Source organism: Ensifer meliloti, from assembly GCF_030064585.1.
GTDB lineage: Bacteria > Pseudomonadota > Alphaproteobacteria > Rhizobiales > Rhizobiaceae > Sinorhizobium > Sinorhizobium meliloti.
The window spans coordinates 60,512-77,082 of sequence record NZ_CP120365.1 but is presented as its reverse complement, the minus strand read 5'-3'; the positions used below and the strand labels follow the sequence as shown (position 1 = coordinate 77,082).

The following is a 16,571-nucleotide window of genomic DNA, read 5'->3' as shown; positions in this document are numbered from 1 at the left end:
AAGCCGACCTCGCCAAACTCTTCCAAAGAAATCGTCTGGCATTTGCAGTTATACGCGTTTGGGCTCCCTCATATGGCCAGGAACCTGAAGCATCAACACCGTTTCCCAACAAATCGGGACGCCCTCCCCCTAAGGGGCCCGGATTGTGAGTAAAATAGGGCTGTTATCGGATTATACGGTGCGCATCTGCTGAAAAGCATATCGCTGTTACCGGCTCGACACAAATCACATCCCCACTCAGTGGCGTCGGGCAGGCGCGAAATCAAGGATCCCGGAACGCCCTGCGCATTCAACCGCCGTTTGCAACCGCGGAGTTCCGGTAGCGCTGCACGGCGTCCGCAAGCAGCGTGGATACCTTCTTCCTCCATTCCGCATCGAGCAGTTGCTTCTCATCTTCCTTGTTCGACAGGAAACCGAGCTCGAGCAGCACCGAGGGCACGTCCGGCGCCTGCAGGACGCGGAACCCCGCATGACGGTGGGGATTGTTGATCAGCTTGATCTGCCCTTCAAACGAGGAAATGACGCTTCGGGCGAGATTGACCGAGAAAGCCTGCGTTTCGCGGCGGGTGAGATCGATGAGGATATCCGCGACTTCGGCCGGCTCGCTTTCGAGCGGAATCCCGGCAATCTCGTCGGAGAGATTCTCGCGTGCGGCAAGATCGGCCGCGAGGTGGTCGGACGCCTTGTCGGAGATCGTGTAGACCGTGGCGCCCCGAATTTCCTTTTGCCGCAACGTGTCGGCGTGAACCGAAATGAACAGGTTGGAGCCTCGCTGGCGTGCGATCTGCACGCGTTGAGGCAGGGAGAGAAATTCGTCGCGCTCCCGCGTCAGAAACGCCTCGATGCCGGGTTCGTGATTGAGCCGTTCCACCAGCTCCTTCGCGAAGGCAAGGGTCACATGTTTCTCTTCGGTTTTCGTGACGCCGCCGATCGCACCGGTATCGATTCCGCCATGCCCGGCATCTATCGCAACCACGAAAACGCCGGCCTTCGGGGGCGGCGCGGCGGCCGGCCGGTCGGTCTTGGCGGAGGGCACCGTGCCCGTCCACTGCTGCTCGGCCAGGAGCTTGTCGAAGCGGTCCTGGCCGATCCTCTCAGCATCGAGCACGAGGCGAAAGCCCTTCCCGTCCTCCACCGGCTTCACTTCCGCATGGGTCACCTCCGTCGGCCCGTTGGCGGAGAGCACGAGCCGCGAGGCCCCTGCCCCCATTCCGCCATAGCGGATGGCGTCGAACAAGCCGCGAGGCTGCAGGCTCTCCGGCTTCAGTCCGAACGACGTTTCCGGCAGGTCGACGATGACGCGAACGGGATTGGCGACGTAGTGGATGGAGAAGGCCGGCTCGCGATCGAACTCGATGACCAGGCGCGTGCGGGCATCGTCGCCGGCAATCCGCGCGGCATAGGCGAGGAGAGGCACCGGCTCGCCGGCGCGCACGACCGCCACGGGTGACAAGAGAAGCAAAACGGCACCAAAGGCAGCGACGAACATGCGCATGCCGCGATGACGCCCGATCGCCTCCATTGAACACAGCCTAGTCGCCGAACGCTTCACCTGAAACCCCGCATCCATCCAATCGATATACCGGCGAAGGTCTCCCCGGCTGCCCTTATCCGCCCCTCAACCAATGAACCCTCAGGGTTAACCAAAGCTTGACACGGGGGCCGCCGCACCGCCCCTCAGCGGCGCAGTCTTCTCCTGAAGGTCCGGTTACACCCGCGCAAGCGAATCGATCAATATTGTGGCGGCAAAGGCTTTTCCCTTGCCAATGTGACATGGAAAACATAAAAGCGTCACAAGGAGAAAGTGTTGACGGGATAGAATCGTCGGCCGGGCAGCCGGAGCTTTTAGACGAGCTTGGCGCCAGGGAGTGATCGAGCCGGAACAACCGGTTGCAACCGTATCAAGCTTCCGCGGCCGCAGGAATTCATCCGCCGTCGCCGCATTTCCTCCTCCGTATACTGGTTCGCAAATTTCCGGCGGTGGCCGGAGTTCTTGATGGTGAATTTCACCGGATGCCCGGAAGCGGGCGCATTCATCGGGCCTCTTCCAGAGGTCCAGGACATTGGCATTCTTGTTTGGTCTTTGATGTGACTCAGCAGTATCGGTCAGAAGTAGAGCGGCCCCGGGACCTTAGCGTTCCGGCTGCCGTCTGGCTGCTGCACCATCGCTTGCGCCAAACAGGACCTTTTATATCCGGCGCAGCCTCCGACGTCTTCGACAGCCTTCTTGAAAAAGGCACTCTGTCTGTCGTCCCGCCGCGCCGAGGAGCACAGCTTAGATGGCAGAGAAAATGCTTATCGATGCGTCTCACTCAGAGGAGACGCGCGTCGTTGTCGTACGCGGAAACCGCATAGAAGAATTCGATTTCGAATCGGAACATAAGAAGCAGATCCGCGGCAATATCTACCTGGCGAAGGTAACCAGAGTGGAGCCGTCGCTCCAGGCGGCCTTCGTCGATTACGGCGGCAATCGCCACGGGTTTCTGGCCTTCGCCGAAATCCATCCCGACTACTACCAGATTCCCCTCGCCGATCGTCAGGCCCTGTTGAAGGCGGAAGCCGAAGAGGCTCGCCGCGACGATGACGAGCCGAACGACACCGTGGCGGAACAGAAATTCGCGCCGGCTGGCGATACGGTTGCCGAAGTCGTGGCACAGGCCGAAGCCGCCGAGGCCGCCGGAGAAGCCGCTGAGGCCGCTGCGGAGAAGCCCAAGCCCAAGGCCAAGGCCAAGCCGAAGCGTACCCGCCGCGCGAAGCCGAAGGCCGGCGAAGAGGCCGTGGCGCCTGAAAGCGGCCCGTCGGAAGACGGCGAAGGCGACAAGAACGAAATGGCCGCGGTGGTCGATACCGACTCGATCTCCGAGGATATCGACGCGCGCCGTCAGCGTGACGACGACGATGACGACGACAATCACGACGGCGAAAAGGAAATCATCGAATCCGTCGGCGCCGAAGATGCCATGGAAGAGGTGGCGGATCGTCATATCCGCAAGCCTCGCAAGCAATACCGCATCCAGGAAGTGATCAAGCGCCGGCAGATCCTGCTGGTGCAGGTCGCAAAGGAAGAGCGCGGCAACAAGGGTGCGGCACTCACGACCTATCTTTCGCTCGCCGGCCGCTACTCCGTTCTCATGCCGAACACGGCGCGCGGCGGCGGTATTTCGCGCAAGATCACCAACCTGCAGGACCGCAAGCGTCTGAAGGAGATCGCCCGCGGTCTCGACGTGCCGCAGGGGATGGGTGTGATCCTGCGCACCGCCGGAGCCAATCGCACGAAAGTCGAGATCAAGCGCGACTTCGAATATCTCATGCGCCTGTGGGAGAACGTCCGCACGCTGACGCTGAACTCGACTGCCCCCTGCCTCGTCTACGAGGAGGGCAGCCTTATCAAGCGATCGATCCGCGACCTCTACAACAAGGACATCAGCGAGATCGTCGTTTCGGGCGAGGAAGGCTACAAGGAAGCCAAGGGCTTCATGAAGATGCTGATGCCGAGCCACGCAAAGGTGGTGCAGCCCTATCGCGACGTGCATCCGATCTTCTCCCGCTCCGGCATCGAAGCACAGCTCGATCGCATGCTGCAGCCGCAGGTGACTCTGAAGTCGGGCGGCTACATCATCATCAACCAGACCGAAGCTCTGGTTTCCATCGATGTGAACTCCGGTCGTTCGACGCGCGAGCACTCGATCGAGGATACGGCTCTCCAGACGAATCTCGAGGCAGCCGAGGAAGTAGCGCGGCAATTGCGCCTTCGCGACCTTGCCGGCCTGATCGTCATCGACTTCATCGACATGGAAGAGAAGCGGAACAACCGCTCCGTCGAGAAGAAGCTCAAGGATTGCCTGAAGAACGATCGTGCCCGTATCCAGGTCGGCCGCATCTCGCATTTCGGCCTGCTCGAAATGTCTCGCCAGCGCATCCGCGCCTCGGTGCTGGAAAGCACGATGCAGACCTGCCCGCACTGCAACGGCACGGGCCACATTCGCTCGCAATCCTCCGTTGCCCTGCATGTCCTGCGCGGCATCGAGGAACATCTGCTCAAGAACACCACGCACGACATCAGCGTGCGGACGACACCCGATATCGCGCTCTACCTGCTCAATCAGAAGCGCAGTTCGATCACGGACTACGAGCAGCGCTTCGGTGTCTCCATCTTCATCGAAGCGGACGCTCATGTCGGTGCGCAGCACTTCGCGATCGATCGCGGTGAACCGGTCGAAAATCCGGTGAGGATCGACCAAATCCTGCAGTTCGAGCCGGAGCCGGAAGACGAAGAAGAGGTCCTCATCGAGGAGGAATCCGACGAAGAGGAAGTGGAAGAGATTGCTGCCGAGCGTCAGGACCCGAAAAAGGGGCAGACCGACGAACAAGGCGGCCGCAAGCGCAAGCGTCGTCGCCGCCGGCGCGGCAAGGGTGCGGGTCAGGGGGCGGACGAGGCCTTCGCTGACGCCGCCGACGCGGCTGAGGACGAGACCGGCGACGAAGCCGCCGTGGACGATGCCGAGGATGAAGTCGACGCTACGGATGCCCTGAATGGCGATAGCGAGCAGAAGCGCAAGCGTCGCCGCCGCGGCAAGCGTGGCGGCCGCCGCAGTCGTCAGGACGAACTGGCCGAAGCCGAGGGCGAGACCGGCATGGCTGCAGACGCCGGCGAAGGGGTCGTCGACGACGCAGAGGCGGAAGTCGCCCCAGCCGAGGAGACGTCACCGGATATCGCGGCAGCCGCTGCCGTCGAGGCAGCAGCGGAGGAGCCGAAACCGGCAAAACCCCGGCGCAGCCGCAAGAAAGCAGTCAAGGCCGAGGAGCCGGCCGAGAGTGTCGATGAAGTAGCCGAGAAGACCGTCGAGGCCCAACCCGAAGCAACCGAAGCCGCCCCCGAGGCCGTGGAGGAAGCTGTTGCCGATCTGGAAGGCGCAAAGCCCGCGCGCGCAAACCGGGATCTGTCGGCGATCGCTACCGAGCCGGTCGTGACGTCCAGCAAGGGCGAGGGCGAAGAGGAGCCGACAAAACCCAAAAAGGGCGGCTGGTGGCAGCGCCGCGGCTTCTTCTAAGAAGAATAGGAAAAAGCCCGGAGCGATCCGGGCTTTTTCATGCTGCGCGTGGCGGCTCAGTTGTGACCTGCCTCTTTGAAAACTCCGCACTTTCCGGACGGAAAGCGGCACACGCTTTTCCTTATCCCGCTCTATACTTTCCCGCAGGGAGGACGAGGCCATGCGCAAGTTCACAGTCATCGTTACGGAAGAGTTCGAAGCCGACACTGCCGAGGAGGCCGCCTTGCTCATGTATCAGCAACTGGCCAACGGGCCGGCACCTCTGCATTATTCGGTCACGGATGAAACGAAGATTGCAACCAGCCTGGCACTGGACCGGAAAAAGGCAGATGAATTTGCCAGTGTCGATCACACTGCAGACCCCGGCAATTGGTAAGCCACGCGTAACCGGCCGATGTGCGGATACCCATGTCTGGAGCAGCGCACTTCCACGCAAAGCATGACAGCTCTCCGTCCGGAGGTGCTTGGTCCAACGACCGAAAGCGTTTCGCCGTCCAGTGAAACGTGAAGCGCTCTAATGGCCTGTTGAGATCCGGGATACCCGGGGCGGCTTGTTTGATTACCTCATCCCTGTGCTCGTCACAGGGATGAGGTGAGGAGAGATTGCAGTCCTCCGATAGGTTTCACAGGCCGGTTAGAGCCAGGCCATGCGCGCCGACAAAACAGCCCAGAGCTCCAACGCCATCACCCATCTCGCAGCAGCCGTCATAAACTCCGGATGAACCTCAACAGGCCTTAGAGCGGGATGAGGAAAAGTGTGTGCGGTTTTCCGCCCGCATCCCGCTCTAAACTATTGGAATCGATCACGTTCATGTTTTTAGGTCTACCCGACCTAAAAACATCGTGATCTAGGCCAGCCAGCGCGCGATGCGGTTCATCGCCTCCTCCATCTCGGTAGCCGCGCCCGCATAGGAAAAGCGCATGGTGCGATGCCCTTCGAGGGGATCGAAGTCGAAGCCGGGCGTTGCCGCAACGTCGATCTCGGCCAGCATCCGACGGGCGAAGGCCATGCTGTCATTGGTGAAGCGGCTGACATCCGCATAGGCGTAAAATGCGCCGTCCATCGGCGAGGCGATCGAAAAGCCGATCTGCGGCAGCCGTTCGAGCAGCAATGCGCGGTTCGCGGCATAGGCGCGCTTGTAGCCGTCGAGCTCCTCATGCGCGCCGAGAGCCGCCTCTGCGGCAATCTGTGATAGCTCCGGCGGCGAAATATAGAGGCTCTGCGCGATGCGCTCGAAGGCACGCACCCGCGCCTCGGGCAGAACCATCCAGCCGATGCGCCATCCGGTCATACAATAATATTTGGAGAAGGAGTTGATCACGACGGCGTCGTCGGCGACTTCAAGCGCCGTCGTCTCCTCCCCGGCGAAAGTAAGGCCGTGATAGATCTCATCGGAAATGAAGGCGATCGAGTGGTCCCGGCAATAGTCGGCGAGCGCCTTCAGCTGCGCCTTGCCGGTCACCGTTCCCGTCGGGTTCGCGGGGCTTGCGAGAAGCACGCCCTTCAGCGGTTTTCCGGCACGTGCCGCGGCGCGCTCGAGGCTGTCCGGGGTCAAAGTGAAGCCGGCCTCGGCATTGGCTTCGATCTCGACCACTTCGAGGCCGAGCGCAGCCATGATGTTGCGATAGGCGGGATAGCCCGGCCGGGCGATGGCCACGCGATCGCCCGGATCGAACAGGGCGAGAAAAGCGAGATTGAACCCGGCCGACGATCCGGTCGTCACCGCAATCCGCTGCGGATCGAGCGTGATGCCGTGCCGGCTGTGATAATGAGCGGCAATCGCCCTCTTCAGGGAGAGTGTGCCAAGAGCGTCCGTATAGCCGAGCCGACCGTGATCGAGCGCCCTCCTTGCAGCATCGAGTGCCGCTTTCGGCGCAGGATGCGCGGGCTGACCGACCGCCATGGATATGACCGGGTGGCCGCAATCGCGCCGCCGCGTGGCTTCGGCCAGCACGTCCATGGCGTGGAACGGCTCGACTGCGCTGCGTTTCGACATCTGTGCCAAATGACTGGTCCTCACGAGTTTCTCTATGCCCTTTGCCCCATCGCTTACGGCTTCACAAGTCCGCGAACGCCGCAATTCGGCCCATTTTGCCGTTTCGTTTGCCCGCGCCAGGTCCTATGGTTCAACCAATCGGCGCAAGCCGGGACTTGTCGTCGTCTTCAAACTGGCGCATTGACGCAAGCGTGCGGACTCTACGACCGACATAGAACAGCAGACCACGAGGAAAGAATGACGCTCAAGATGAAGATGATTGCCGCAGCATCCCTGATCGCGCTTGCTGCCGGCGTCGCCCTGCCCGGGCCGGCGGCGGCGCTCGATGCCAAGCAGAAGGAGGAATTCGGCGCCTTCATCAAGGAGTACCTGCTCGCCAATCCGGAGATCATGCTGGAAGTGCAGGAAGCGCTCACCTCCAAGCAGCGGGCCAAGCAGCAGGAAACCGCCCAGGCGGCAATCGCCGACAACAAGAAGGCGATCTTCAACTCTGACTACGACATAGCCCTCGGTAATCCGGATGGCGATGTGACGATCGTCGAATTCTTCGATTACAACTGCGGCTATTGCAAACGGGCCATGTCCGACATGGACGACATCCTCGCCAAGGACAAGAATGTCCGATTCGTTCTCAAGGAGCTCCCAATTCTCGGACCGGATTCGCTCGCGGCCCACAAGGTCAGCGCCGCCTTCCGCGTGATCGCACCGGAGAAATACGGCGATTTCCATCGCGCCCTGCTCGGGGCAGAGGAACGGGCGACGGAGGAAACCGCGATCGCCGTTGCGGCCAAGCTCGGGGTGACGGAAGCGCAGTTGCGCGAAAAGATGGATGACGGGCCGTATGATGCCTCGGTGCGCGAAGCCTATACGCTCGCCAACGAGCTCGGCATCACGGGAACGCCTTCCTATGTCGTCGGCAACGAGGCGGTCTTCGGCGCTGTCGGGGCGCCTGAGATCGAACAGAAAGTCGCCAACATGCGTGCGTGCGGCAAGACGGTCTGCTGACGGCCGGCCGGCACGCCGGCGGCTTTCGCCCTATCGGAACAGCACGACTTGTGGACAAATCCCGCGGGAACCCAGGGGGCTTTTCCTCGGGGAACCATCAGTCTATAGGTAACCCTCCATCACCGGACCGGAATCCTTTATGCCTTCGACTATCTTTGTGCTGAACGGCCCAAACCTGAACGCGCTCGGCAAACGCGAACCGGGTATCTATGGCGGCAAGACGCTTGCCGACATCGAAGCCATGTGCAAGGAGGAGGCCAAACTCCTGGGCTTCGACGTCGACTTCCGGCAGTCAAACCATGAGGGCACCTTGGTCGACTGGTTGCACGAGGCTGGCGAAAAGGCAGTCGGCATCGCCATCAATCCCGCCGCCTACGGACACACCTCCATCGCCATGCACGATGCCATTCGGGCGATCACCGTCCCCGTGGTGGAGCTGCATCTTTCCAATATTCATGCGCGCGAAGAATTCCGGCACAAGTCGATGATCGCGCCGGCCGTCAAAGGCGTTATCTGCGGTTTCGGCGCACAGAGTTACATTCTGGCGCTGCATGCGCTAAAGAACCTGACGGAAAAATCCAAATAAGAAGAACACGAGGCTCATATCCCATGGCTGAAAAGAAACCGGGTATCGATCAGGCGCTGATCCGTGATCTCGCCAATATCCTCAACGATACCGACCTGACCGAGATCGAAGTGGAACAGGACGATCTGCGCATCCGCGTTTCGCGGAACGGCACGCCTGTTGCCATGTCCATGCCGGCGATGCCCGCCTACCAGGTGCCGCCCGCCATCGCCGCCGGCCAGCCGGCTGGTGCGCCCCAGGGTGCCGCCGAAGGCGGTCACAATGCCAAGAACGCAGTGACGGCCCCCATGGTCGGCACCGCCTATCTCGCCCCGGCTCCGGGTTCCCGCCCCTTCATCGAAGTCGGTGCGGTGGTAAAGGAAGGTCAGACGATCCTGATCATCGAGGCAATGAAGACGATGAACCAGATTCCCGCCCCCCGCTCCGGCAAGGTGACGGAAATTCTCGTGCAGGACGCCGCTCCGGTCGAATATGGCGAACCCCTGATCGTGATCGAGTAGGGTACGGTGGCGATGATCTCGAAAATCCTCATTGCCAATCGCGGCGAAATTGCTCTGCGCGTTCTGCGCGCCTGCAAGGAGCTCGGCATCGCGACCGTAGCCGTGCACTCAACGGCGGACAGCGACGCCATGCATGTCCGGCTCGCCGACGAGAGCGTCTGCATCGGCCCGCCGCCTTCGCGCGAGAGCTATCTGAACATCCATCAGATCGTTGCCGCCTGTGAGATCACCGGTGCGGATGCGGTGCATCCGGGTTACGGCTTCCTCTCGGAGAACGCCAAGTTCGCCGATATCCTCGATGCGCACGGCATCACTTTCATCGGACCGACTGCCGAGCACATCCGCCTCATGGGCGACAAGATCACCGCCAAGAAGACGGCGGAAGAACTCGGCATTCCGGTCGTTCCGGGCTCCGATGGCGAAGTGAGGCCGGAGAATGCCCTGGAGATCGCCCGCCAGATCGGATTCCCCGTGCTGATCAAGGCGACGGCGGGTGGCGGTGGCCGCGGCATGAAGGTCGCCCGCACCGAGGAGGAACTCGAAAATGCGGTTGCGACGGCACGTTCCGAAGCCGCGGCCGCATTCGGCAACGACGCGGTCTACATGGAGAAGTTTCTCGGCAAGCCGCGCCATATCGAAATACAGGTCGTCGGGGACGGCGAAGGCAATGCGATCCATCTCGGTGAACGCGACTGCTCGCTGCAGCGCCGCCATCAGAAGGTATGGGAAGAAGCCAACTCCCCGGCCCTGAACGTCGAACAGCGCATGAAGATCGGTCAGGTCTGCGCCGACGCGATGAAGAAGTTGAAGTATCGCGGCGCCGGCACGATCGAATTCCTCTACGAGAACGGCGAGTTCTACTTCATCGAGATGAACACGCGCCTGCAGGTCGAACACCCGATTACCGAAGCGATCACCGGGATCGACCTCGTGCACGAGCAGATTCGCGTGGCGTCCGGAGCCGGCCTCTCCGCCAAGCAGGAGGATATCGTCTTCTCCGGTCACGCCATCGAATGCCGCATCAATGCCGAAGATCCGCGCACCTTCGTCCCTTCCCCGGGCACGATCACGCATTTCCACGCCCCGGGCGGCCTCGGTGTGCGCGTCGACAGCGGCGCCTATCAGGGTTACCGCATACCCCCCTACTATGACAGCCTGATCGGTAAGCTGATCGTCCACGGCCGGACGCGCGTCGAGTGCATGATGCGGCTGCGCCGCGTGCTTGACGAATTTGTCATCGACGGAATCAAGACGACTCTTCCCCTTTTTCAGGACCTGATCAACAATCAGGATATCGCAAACGGCGATTATGATATCCATTGGCTGGAGCACCATCTGGCCACAACATCCGCATAGGATACGACATTGAAGGAGACGCGCAGCAAACAACCGGATATCACGCCGGACATGTTGTTGCGCGCCTACTCGATCGGTCTCTTCCCCATGGCCGACTCGGCCGACGATCCGGAACTTTTCTGGGTCGAGCCCGAGATCCGCGGCATCATTCCGCTGGACCGGTTTCACGTCTCGCGCAGCCTCGCCAAAGCGATCCGCAGGCGCCCCTTCGACATTCGCTTCGATACGGCCTTCGCTGAAGTCATGGAGGGGTGCGCGCAGCCCGCACCGGACAGGCCGACGACCTGGATCAACGACACGATCCGCTCCCTCTATGCGGCCCTGCACAATATGGGCCATGCGCACAGCGTCGAGGCCTGGGAGGGAGATGCGCTCGTCGGCGGCCTCTACGGCGTTTCACTCGGCGCAGCCTTTTTCGGCGAGAGCATGTTCTCGCGCCGCACCGGCGCATCCAAGATCTGCCTCGTCCATCTGGTCGAGCGATTGAGGTCGAAGGGGTTTCAGCTCCTCGACACGCAGTTCACGACCGAACACCTGAAGTCCTTCGGCGCAGTCGACGTGCCGAAGGCTCAGTACGAAGTTCTGCTCGCGAAAGCGATCGCCTCGCCAAATCTCGAATTTTGAGGATTATGCCTTCTCAAAGGGAAGGCTTACGCTTTGCGTCGCTCCAGTGACACGCACAGGGAGAACGATCGCAGAAGGCGCCTTGTCAAGTGCTCTATTGCTTTGCCGCAGTGTCGGGCGGCGGAACTTCGGAGGTGGACTTGCAGGATTGCAGCCAAACGTCATAGACGGGGTGCTCGACGGCGTTGAGCCCCGGGCTGTCGGCAAACATCCAGCCGGTAAAGATGCGGCGGATCTTCCGGTCGAGCGTGATTTCGTCCACCTCCACAAAGGTGGTCGTCTTCGGCGCTTCCGTTTCGTCGCGGCTGTGGCAAACGCGCGGAGTTACCTGCAGCGCACCGAATTGCACCGTTTCGCCGATATAGACGTCAAAGCTGGTGATGCGGCCGGTGATCTTGTCGATGCCGGAGAAGACCGCCACGGCGTTGGAAAGGCGTGCCGCCTGCGCGGTTTCGACGGCAGACGTCACCGGAGCGGCAAGGAGAAGGGCAATGGCCGCAAACCGCCCTCCCCGGCCAATCAAATCCCGCAGACCGAAACCCGCCATTACCGCCAATCCCCCGCACATTGCTGTTAGTCCCGGATGGACTTCAGGCGCTAAACCCGAAATGTGGCTGCGCCGTGATCGTCCCGCAAGTCGCGGGACGATGCCCGAGAAGCCCGGCTCAGGAGCGCGGCGTCCAGGCGTCGTAGTCGCCGGTCACACGCGGGCGCTTGCCGGCACCGGCAATCGACCCCTTCGGCCGGTAGGCATTGGGCGTACCGGTCGGGTTGGCGCGGTGCGGCTTCTGCCATTCGCGGACCGCATATTTCTCGTCGGCGGGGGAGACGTCGGTGCGATGATGCATCCAGCCATGCCAGCCCGGCGGGATCGCAGACGCCTCGGCGGGACCGTTGTAGATCACCCAACGCCGCGTCCGTCCCTCGGAGTCCGTGCCGCCCTGATAGTAGACGTTGCCGAATTCGTCTTCCCCGACGCGCTGGCCATGGCGCCAGGTGTGAAACCGGGTACCGATCGTCTGTCCATTCCACCAGGTGAAAATCTGCAGCAGGAGCTTCATATGCATCGTCCTTTACCGGCCGATGGGAGCCGGCCGGATATCAAAATCTCGCCCCCGCTTATGCCGCGCCGCTTTCGCCTTGTCCAGTGATTCCGCTCCCGGCTCGGGTCTTTCACCCGCATCTCGAGGCCGAAGCGCCTGTGTTCGCATCGATGCGGCGTGAAAGGTCAGGAAAGGCGCTTTTCCAGGATGAGCGCCGGTATGCCGGACTGCTCGTCGCCGCAACTGGATGTTTTTGCGACTTCCACAAATCCGTGCGCGCGATAAAAGGCGAGCGCGTGCAGGTTCTGCGGCTCCACCTCCACCCGCATGCGTTCCGCATCCGGGAAGCAGGTCTCGAGCTCCGCGAACATGTCGCGGCCGACGCCATGGCGTTGATGCTTCGGCAGCACATAGAGCTGGTGCAGCACGGCTGTCTTTTCCAGCGACTCGGACATGGCGGCATAGCCCATGCCGGCAAGCTCGCGGCCGTTGTCGGCGACGACAAACTCGGAATGCTTGCGCTGCAGGCGCGCGCGAAGGGCCTCGATCGAATGCCACTTCGCCGTCAGTTCATTGACCTTTTCGGCACCGTAGAACGTATCGTAGGTCGCGTGCCACGTCTCGGCGAGCAGAGCGCGAACCTTCTCGAGGTCACGCTCGCTCGCGGTTCGGACGAAGAACATCGTCACTCCTCGATGCCGAGTTTGGATTTTACCAGGGCCTGCACCGCCTGCGGATTGGCCTTGCCGCCGGTCGCCTTCATCACCTGCCCGACGAACCAGCCGGCGAGCGACGGCTTCGCCTTGGCCTTTTCCACCTGGTCGGGATTGGCGGCGATGATCTCGTCGACCGCCTTCTCGATCGCACCGGTGTCGGTGACCTGCTTCATACCGCGGCTCTCGACGATTTCGGCCGGATCGCCTCCCTCGTTCCAAAGGATTTCGAAGACGTCCTTTGCGAGCTTGCCGGAAATGGTGCCATCCTTGATGAGATCGATGATGCCGCCGAGCTGCGCCGGCGAGACCGGCGTTTCCTCGATGGTCTTGCCGGCCTTGTTCAGCGCGCCGAGAAGATCGTTGATCACCCAGTTCGCCGCCGCCTTGCCGTCACGGCCTTCGGCCACGGCTTCGAAGTAATCGGCAATCGCCTTTTCCGAGACGAGAACGGACGCATCGTAGACGGACAGGCCGAGATCGCGAACGAAGCGTTCCTTCTTGTCGTCCGGCAATTCGGGAAGGTCGGCCTTGAGCGCTTCCACGAAGGCATCGTCAAACTCGAGCGGCAGGAGATCCGGATCGGGGAAGTAGCGGTAGTCGTGCGCCTCTTCCTTCGAACGCATGGAGCGGGTCTCGCCCTTGTTGGCATCGAAGAGCCGGGTCTCCTGGTCGATCGCGCCGCCGTCTTCAAGGATCGCGATCTGGCGACGGGCCTCGTACTCGATCGACTGGCCGACGAAGCGGATCGAGTTGACGTTCTTGATTTCGCAGCGCGTGCCGAAAGCTTCGCCCGGACGGCGAACCGAGACGTTGACGTCCGCGCGCATCGAGCCCTCGTCCATATTGCCGTCGCAGGTGCCGAGATAACGCAGGATCGAGCGAAGCTTGGTGAGATAGGCTTTCGCCTCGTCCGACGAACGCAGGTCCGGCTTCGAGACGATCTCCATCAGCGCGACGCCCGACCGGTTGAGGTCGACATAGGACATGGCGGGATGCTGGTCGTGCATCGACTTGCCGGCATCCTGCTCCAAGTGCAGGCGCTCGATGCCGATCTCGACGTCTTCGAACTGCCCCTGGCGGTCCGGACCGACGGAAATGATGATCTTGCCCTCGCCGACGATCGGGTCCTTGTATTGCGAGATCTGGTAGCCCTGCGGCAGGTCCGGATAGAAATAGTTCTTCCGGTCGAAGATCGAGCGATTGTTGATCTTTGCCTTCAAGCCCAGGCCGGTGCGCACGGCCTGCTTGACGCATTCCTCGTTGATGACCGGAAGCATGCCCGGCATTGCGGCATCGACGAGCGAAACATTGGCATTCGGCTCCGATCCGAACTCGGTCGACGCACTGGAGAACAGCTTCGAATTGCTCAGCACCTGCGCATGGACCTCCATGCCGATGATGACCTCCCAGTCGCCGGTGGCGCCTGGAATGAAGCGTTTCGGATCAGGAGTGCGGACGTCGACGATGCTCATGTCATGCTCTTCTTTGAAGCCTGAATTCGTGGTTTCTCGGTAGAGCAATTGATCCCACGGTGCAAGCTTGTAAGGCGCGGCCGCACACATGGGGCACTGGACAATGCCGGCTCTGGCAGCCGGTCTTTGCAACCTTGACGATTGCGCGACGATCTCCTAGAAAGCGCGAGATCCGACAGGAGTCTTTATGTTCCATCAGTCTGAGTCCCGGTAAGGGCCCTGCCCGCTTCCACTGAAAAGCGTGCATGGGCCGGAAACGTAAACCCCGCTCTTCTCACGAAGAACGGAACGTTTTCCTGCGTTCTGATGAACGCTATTCCGGAATACTCTAACGATGGACATTTCGCGCGCCGAACAGCGCATTCTTCACCATTTGGCCCAGGGCGGCCGCATTGAAATCACCCGCGAAGGCAAGGCGATCGCGGAAATTCGCTGCTTTACGAGAGACGGCTGGGTCTATCCCGGCGTAGATCTCGAGCTTTTCCGTAAGCTGAAACGGAAGAGAGCGATCAAGTCATCCGCCGGTAAGCCGTATCGCATTACCGAACGCGGACTGCATCTGGTCAGATCGGAGCTCAACAACCGCTGAGCGCCGGCGATCCGCATCGCATCGATACCGGAGATATCGTCTCCGGTGTTCGATGCGGTCGGTATCGCCGCGATTTCCGGCAGCTTGCGGTCTCTTTACGCCGTCACCACCATTTGGACGCCGTGAAGCGGCCGGCTGCCTGTTCGATGACATGGGCCGTCTTGAACAGCGTTTCTTCCTCGAAGGGCTTGCCGATGAGCTGCAGACCGAGCGGCAGCCCCTTGCGGTCGAGCCCGCCCGGCACCGCAATGCCCGGAAGGCCGGCCATGTTCACCGTCACGGTGAAGATGTCGTTCAGGTACATCTTCACCGGATCGGATGCGAGGTCCTCGTCGGCAATGCCGAAGGCGGAGGAAGGCGTGGCCGGCGTCAGGATCGCATCGACGCCCGCCTGAAATGCGAGCTCGAAGTCGCGCTTGATCAAAGTCCGGACCTTCTGCGCGCGCAGGTAATAGGCATCGTAGTAGCCGGCGGAAAGCACATAGGTGCCGATCATGATACGACGCTTGACCTCCTGGCCGAAGCCGGCGGCGCGCGTCTTCTCATACATGTCGATGATGTCCTTGCCGTCGACGCGCAGGCCGTAGCGAACGCCGTCGTAACGCGCGAGGTTGGACGACGCTTCGGCCGGAGCGACGATGTAGTAGGCGGGCAGCGCGTATTTCGTATGCGGCAGCGAGATATCGACGATTTCGGCGCCGGCGTCCCTGAGCCAGGCGATACCCTGCTGCCAGAGCGCCTCGATGTCCTCCGGCATGCCGTCGACGCGGTATTCCTTCGGAATGCCGATCCGCATGCCCTTGATCGACTGGCCGATCGCGGCTTCGTAGTCCGGCACCGGCAGATCGACGGACGTCGTGTCCTTCGGATCGATGCTCGCCATCGACTTCAACAGGATCGCCGCATCGCGCACGTCGCGGGTGATCGGGCCCGCCTGGTCGAGCGACGAGGCGAAGGCGACGACGCCCCAGCGCGAGCAGCGGCCATAGGTCGGCTTGATGCCGACGGTGCCGGTGAACGCCGCCGGCTGGCGGATCGAGCCGCCGGTATCGGTCGCGGTGGCGCCGGCGCAAAGACGCGCCGCGACCGCGGCCGCCGATCCGCCGGAAGAGCCACCCGGAACCAGGTCCAGATTCGAGCCCTTAGCGCGCCACGGGTTCTTGACCGGTCCGTAATAGGAGGTCTCGTTAGACGAGCCCATGGCGAACTCGTCCATGTTAAGCTTGCCGAGCATGACGGCGCCGTCGTTCCACAGGTTCTGGGTCACGGTCGACTCGTAGCGCGGCTCGAATCCGTCCAGTATGTGGCTGCATGCCTGCGTGTGGATGCCCTCCGTGCCGAAGAGATCCTTGATACCGAGCGGGATGCCCTCGAGCGCGCCGGCCTTGCCGGCTGCGATGCGGGCGTCCGAGGCCTTCGCCATCTCGCGGGCCTTTTCCGGCGTAACGGCGACATAGGCGTTGATCGTCTCGTTGGCTGCCTCGATCGCGCCAAGATAGGCGTCGGTCAACTCGACCGCGGTGATTTCCTTGGCGGAAAGCTTCGCGCGGGCTTCGGCGATCGTGAGGCTCGTAAGGTCGGTCATGGTGTAATCGGACTTTCGCATTCGGAACGGCGGGACGGGCGGCGGGT

At 61.8% G+C, this 16,571-nt stretch carries 15 protein-coding genes; 8 read left to right on the top strand and 7 right to left on the bottom strand.

Going from position 1 to position 16,571, the window contains the following annotated elements; genetic code table 11:
- Positions 1–289: 289 nt before the first annotated feature.
- The gene (locus PZL22_RS07400; protein WP_003533086.1) at positions 290–1,522 is read right to left on the bottom strand and encodes an N-acetylmuramoyl-L-alanine amidase; all 1,233 of its coding nucleotides are present in this window, start codon (positions 1,520–1,522) and stop codon (positions 290–292) included.
- A 757-nt stretch (positions 1,523–2,279) separates the two neighbouring features.
- Here PZL22_RS07400 and PZL22_RS07395 point away from each other — a divergent pair.
- On the top strand, positions 2,280–5,051 hold the full coding sequence (locus PZL22_RS07395; protein ID WP_003533083.1) for an Rne/Rng family ribonuclease: 2,772 nt from the start codon (positions 2,280–2,282) through the stop codon (positions 5,049–5,051).
- A gap of 160 nt (positions 5,052–5,211) precedes the next feature.
- The gene (locus PZL22_RS07390; protein WP_003533081.1) at positions 5,212–5,427 is read left to right on the top strand and encodes a hypothetical protein; all 216 of its coding nucleotides are present in this window, start codon (positions 5,212–5,214) and stop codon (positions 5,425–5,427) included.
- A 472-nt stretch (positions 5,428–5,899) separates the two neighbouring features.
- Here the strand turns inward: PZL22_RS07390 and PZL22_RS07385 are convergent, their stop codons facing one another.
- The gene (locus PZL22_RS07385; protein ID WP_003533080.1) at positions 5,900–7,057 is read right to left on the bottom strand and encodes a pyridoxal phosphate-dependent aminotransferase; all 1,158 of its coding nucleotides are present in this window, start codon (positions 7,055–7,057) and stop codon (positions 5,900–5,902) included.
- Positions 7,058–7,285: 228 nt separating this feature from the next.
- Here PZL22_RS07385 and PZL22_RS07380 point away from each other — a divergent pair, with 228 nt between their 5' ends.
- The 5 genes from PZL22_RS07380 to aat all read left to right on the top strand — a co-directional run bounded on the left by PZL22_RS07380 (position 7,286) and on the right by aat (position 11,119).
- Entirely contained in the window at positions 7,286–8,053 is a 768-nt protein-coding gene (locus tag PZL22_RS07380; protein WP_003533078.1) for a DsbA family protein, read from the top strand.
- 139 nt (positions 8,054–8,192) lie between these two features.
- On the top strand, positions 8,193–8,639 hold the full coding sequence (gene aroQ, locus PZL22_RS07375) for a type II 3-dehydroquinate dehydratase (RefSeq protein WP_003533076.1): 447 nt from the start codon (positions 8,193–8,195) through the stop codon (positions 8,637–8,639).
- Between the two features lie 23 nt (positions 8,640–8,662).
- Positions 8,663–9,139, top strand: coding sequence for an acetyl-CoA carboxylase biotin carboxyl carrier protein (gene accB / locus PZL22_RS07370; protein WP_003533074.1), 477 nt, complete (start codon positions 8,663–8,665; stop codon positions 9,137–9,139).
- Positions 9,140–9,151: 12 nt separating this feature from the next.
- On the top strand, positions 9,152–10,495 hold the full coding sequence (accC, locus tag PZL22_RS07365; RefSeq protein WP_003533072.1) for an acetyl-CoA carboxylase biotin carboxylase subunit: 1,344 nt from the start codon (positions 9,152–9,154) through the stop codon (positions 10,493–10,495).
- 9 nt (positions 10,496–10,504) lie between these two features.
- Positions 10,505–11,119 (top strand): leucyl/phenylalanyl-tRNA--protein transferase, encoded by a 615-nt coding sequence (aat, locus tag PZL22_RS07360; protein ID WP_003533070.1) that lies wholly within the window; start codon positions 10,505–10,507, stop codon positions 11,117–11,119.
- A 94-nt stretch (positions 11,120–11,213) separates the two neighbouring features.
- On the opposite strand, the gene PZL22_RS07355 is transcribed toward aat, so the two are convergent.
- The 4 genes from PZL22_RS07355 to gatB all read right to left on the bottom strand — a co-directional run bounded on the left by PZL22_RS07355 (position 11,214) and on the right by gatB (position 14,350).
- Positions 11,214–11,666: a DUF2155 domain-containing protein gene (locus tag PZL22_RS07355; protein ID WP_284718584.1), complete on the bottom strand. Its 453-nt coding sequence runs from the start codon at positions 11,664–11,666 to the stop codon at positions 11,214–11,216.
- Between the two features lie 118 nt (positions 11,667–11,784).
- The gene (locus PZL22_RS07350) at positions 11,785–12,180 is read right to left on the bottom strand and encodes an NADH:ubiquinone oxidoreductase subunit NDUFA12 (protein WP_003533066.1); all 396 of its coding nucleotides are present in this window, start codon (positions 12,178–12,180) and stop codon (positions 11,785–11,787) included.
- 167 nt (positions 12,181–12,347) lie between these two features.
- Positions 12,348–12,845 carry a GNAT family N-acetyltransferase gene (locus tag PZL22_RS07345; RefSeq protein WP_003533058.1) on the bottom strand — a complete coding sequence of 166 codons (498 nt, stop codon included), beginning with the start codon at positions 12,843–12,845 and terminating at the stop codon, positions 12,348–12,350.
- A 2-nt stretch (positions 12,846–12,847) separates the two neighbouring features.
- Positions 12,848–14,350 carry an Asp-tRNA(Asn)/Glu-tRNA(Gln) amidotransferase subunit GatB gene (gene gatB / locus PZL22_RS07340; RefSeq protein ID WP_003533056.1) on the bottom strand — a complete coding sequence of 501 codons (1,503 nt, stop codon included), beginning with the start codon at positions 14,348–14,350 and terminating at the stop codon, positions 12,848–12,850.
- Positions 14,351–14,684: 334 nt separating this feature from the next.
- On the opposite strand from gatB, the gene PZL22_RS07335 reads away from it, so the two are divergent.
- Entirely contained in the window at positions 14,685–14,939 is a 255-nt protein-coding gene (locus PZL22_RS07335) for a YjhX family toxin (protein WP_003533053.1), read from the top strand.
- Positions 14,940–15,042: 103 nt separating this feature from the next.
- Here PZL22_RS07335 and gatA read toward each other — a convergent pair whose 3' ends face one another.
- Positions 15,043–16,524, bottom strand: coding sequence for an Asp-tRNA(Asn)/Glu-tRNA(Gln) amidotransferase subunit GatA (gene gatA / locus PZL22_RS07330; RefSeq protein WP_003533052.1), 1,482 nt, complete (start codon positions 16,522–16,524; stop codon positions 15,043–15,045).
- Between the last annotated feature and the right edge of the window lie 47 nt (positions 16,525–16,571).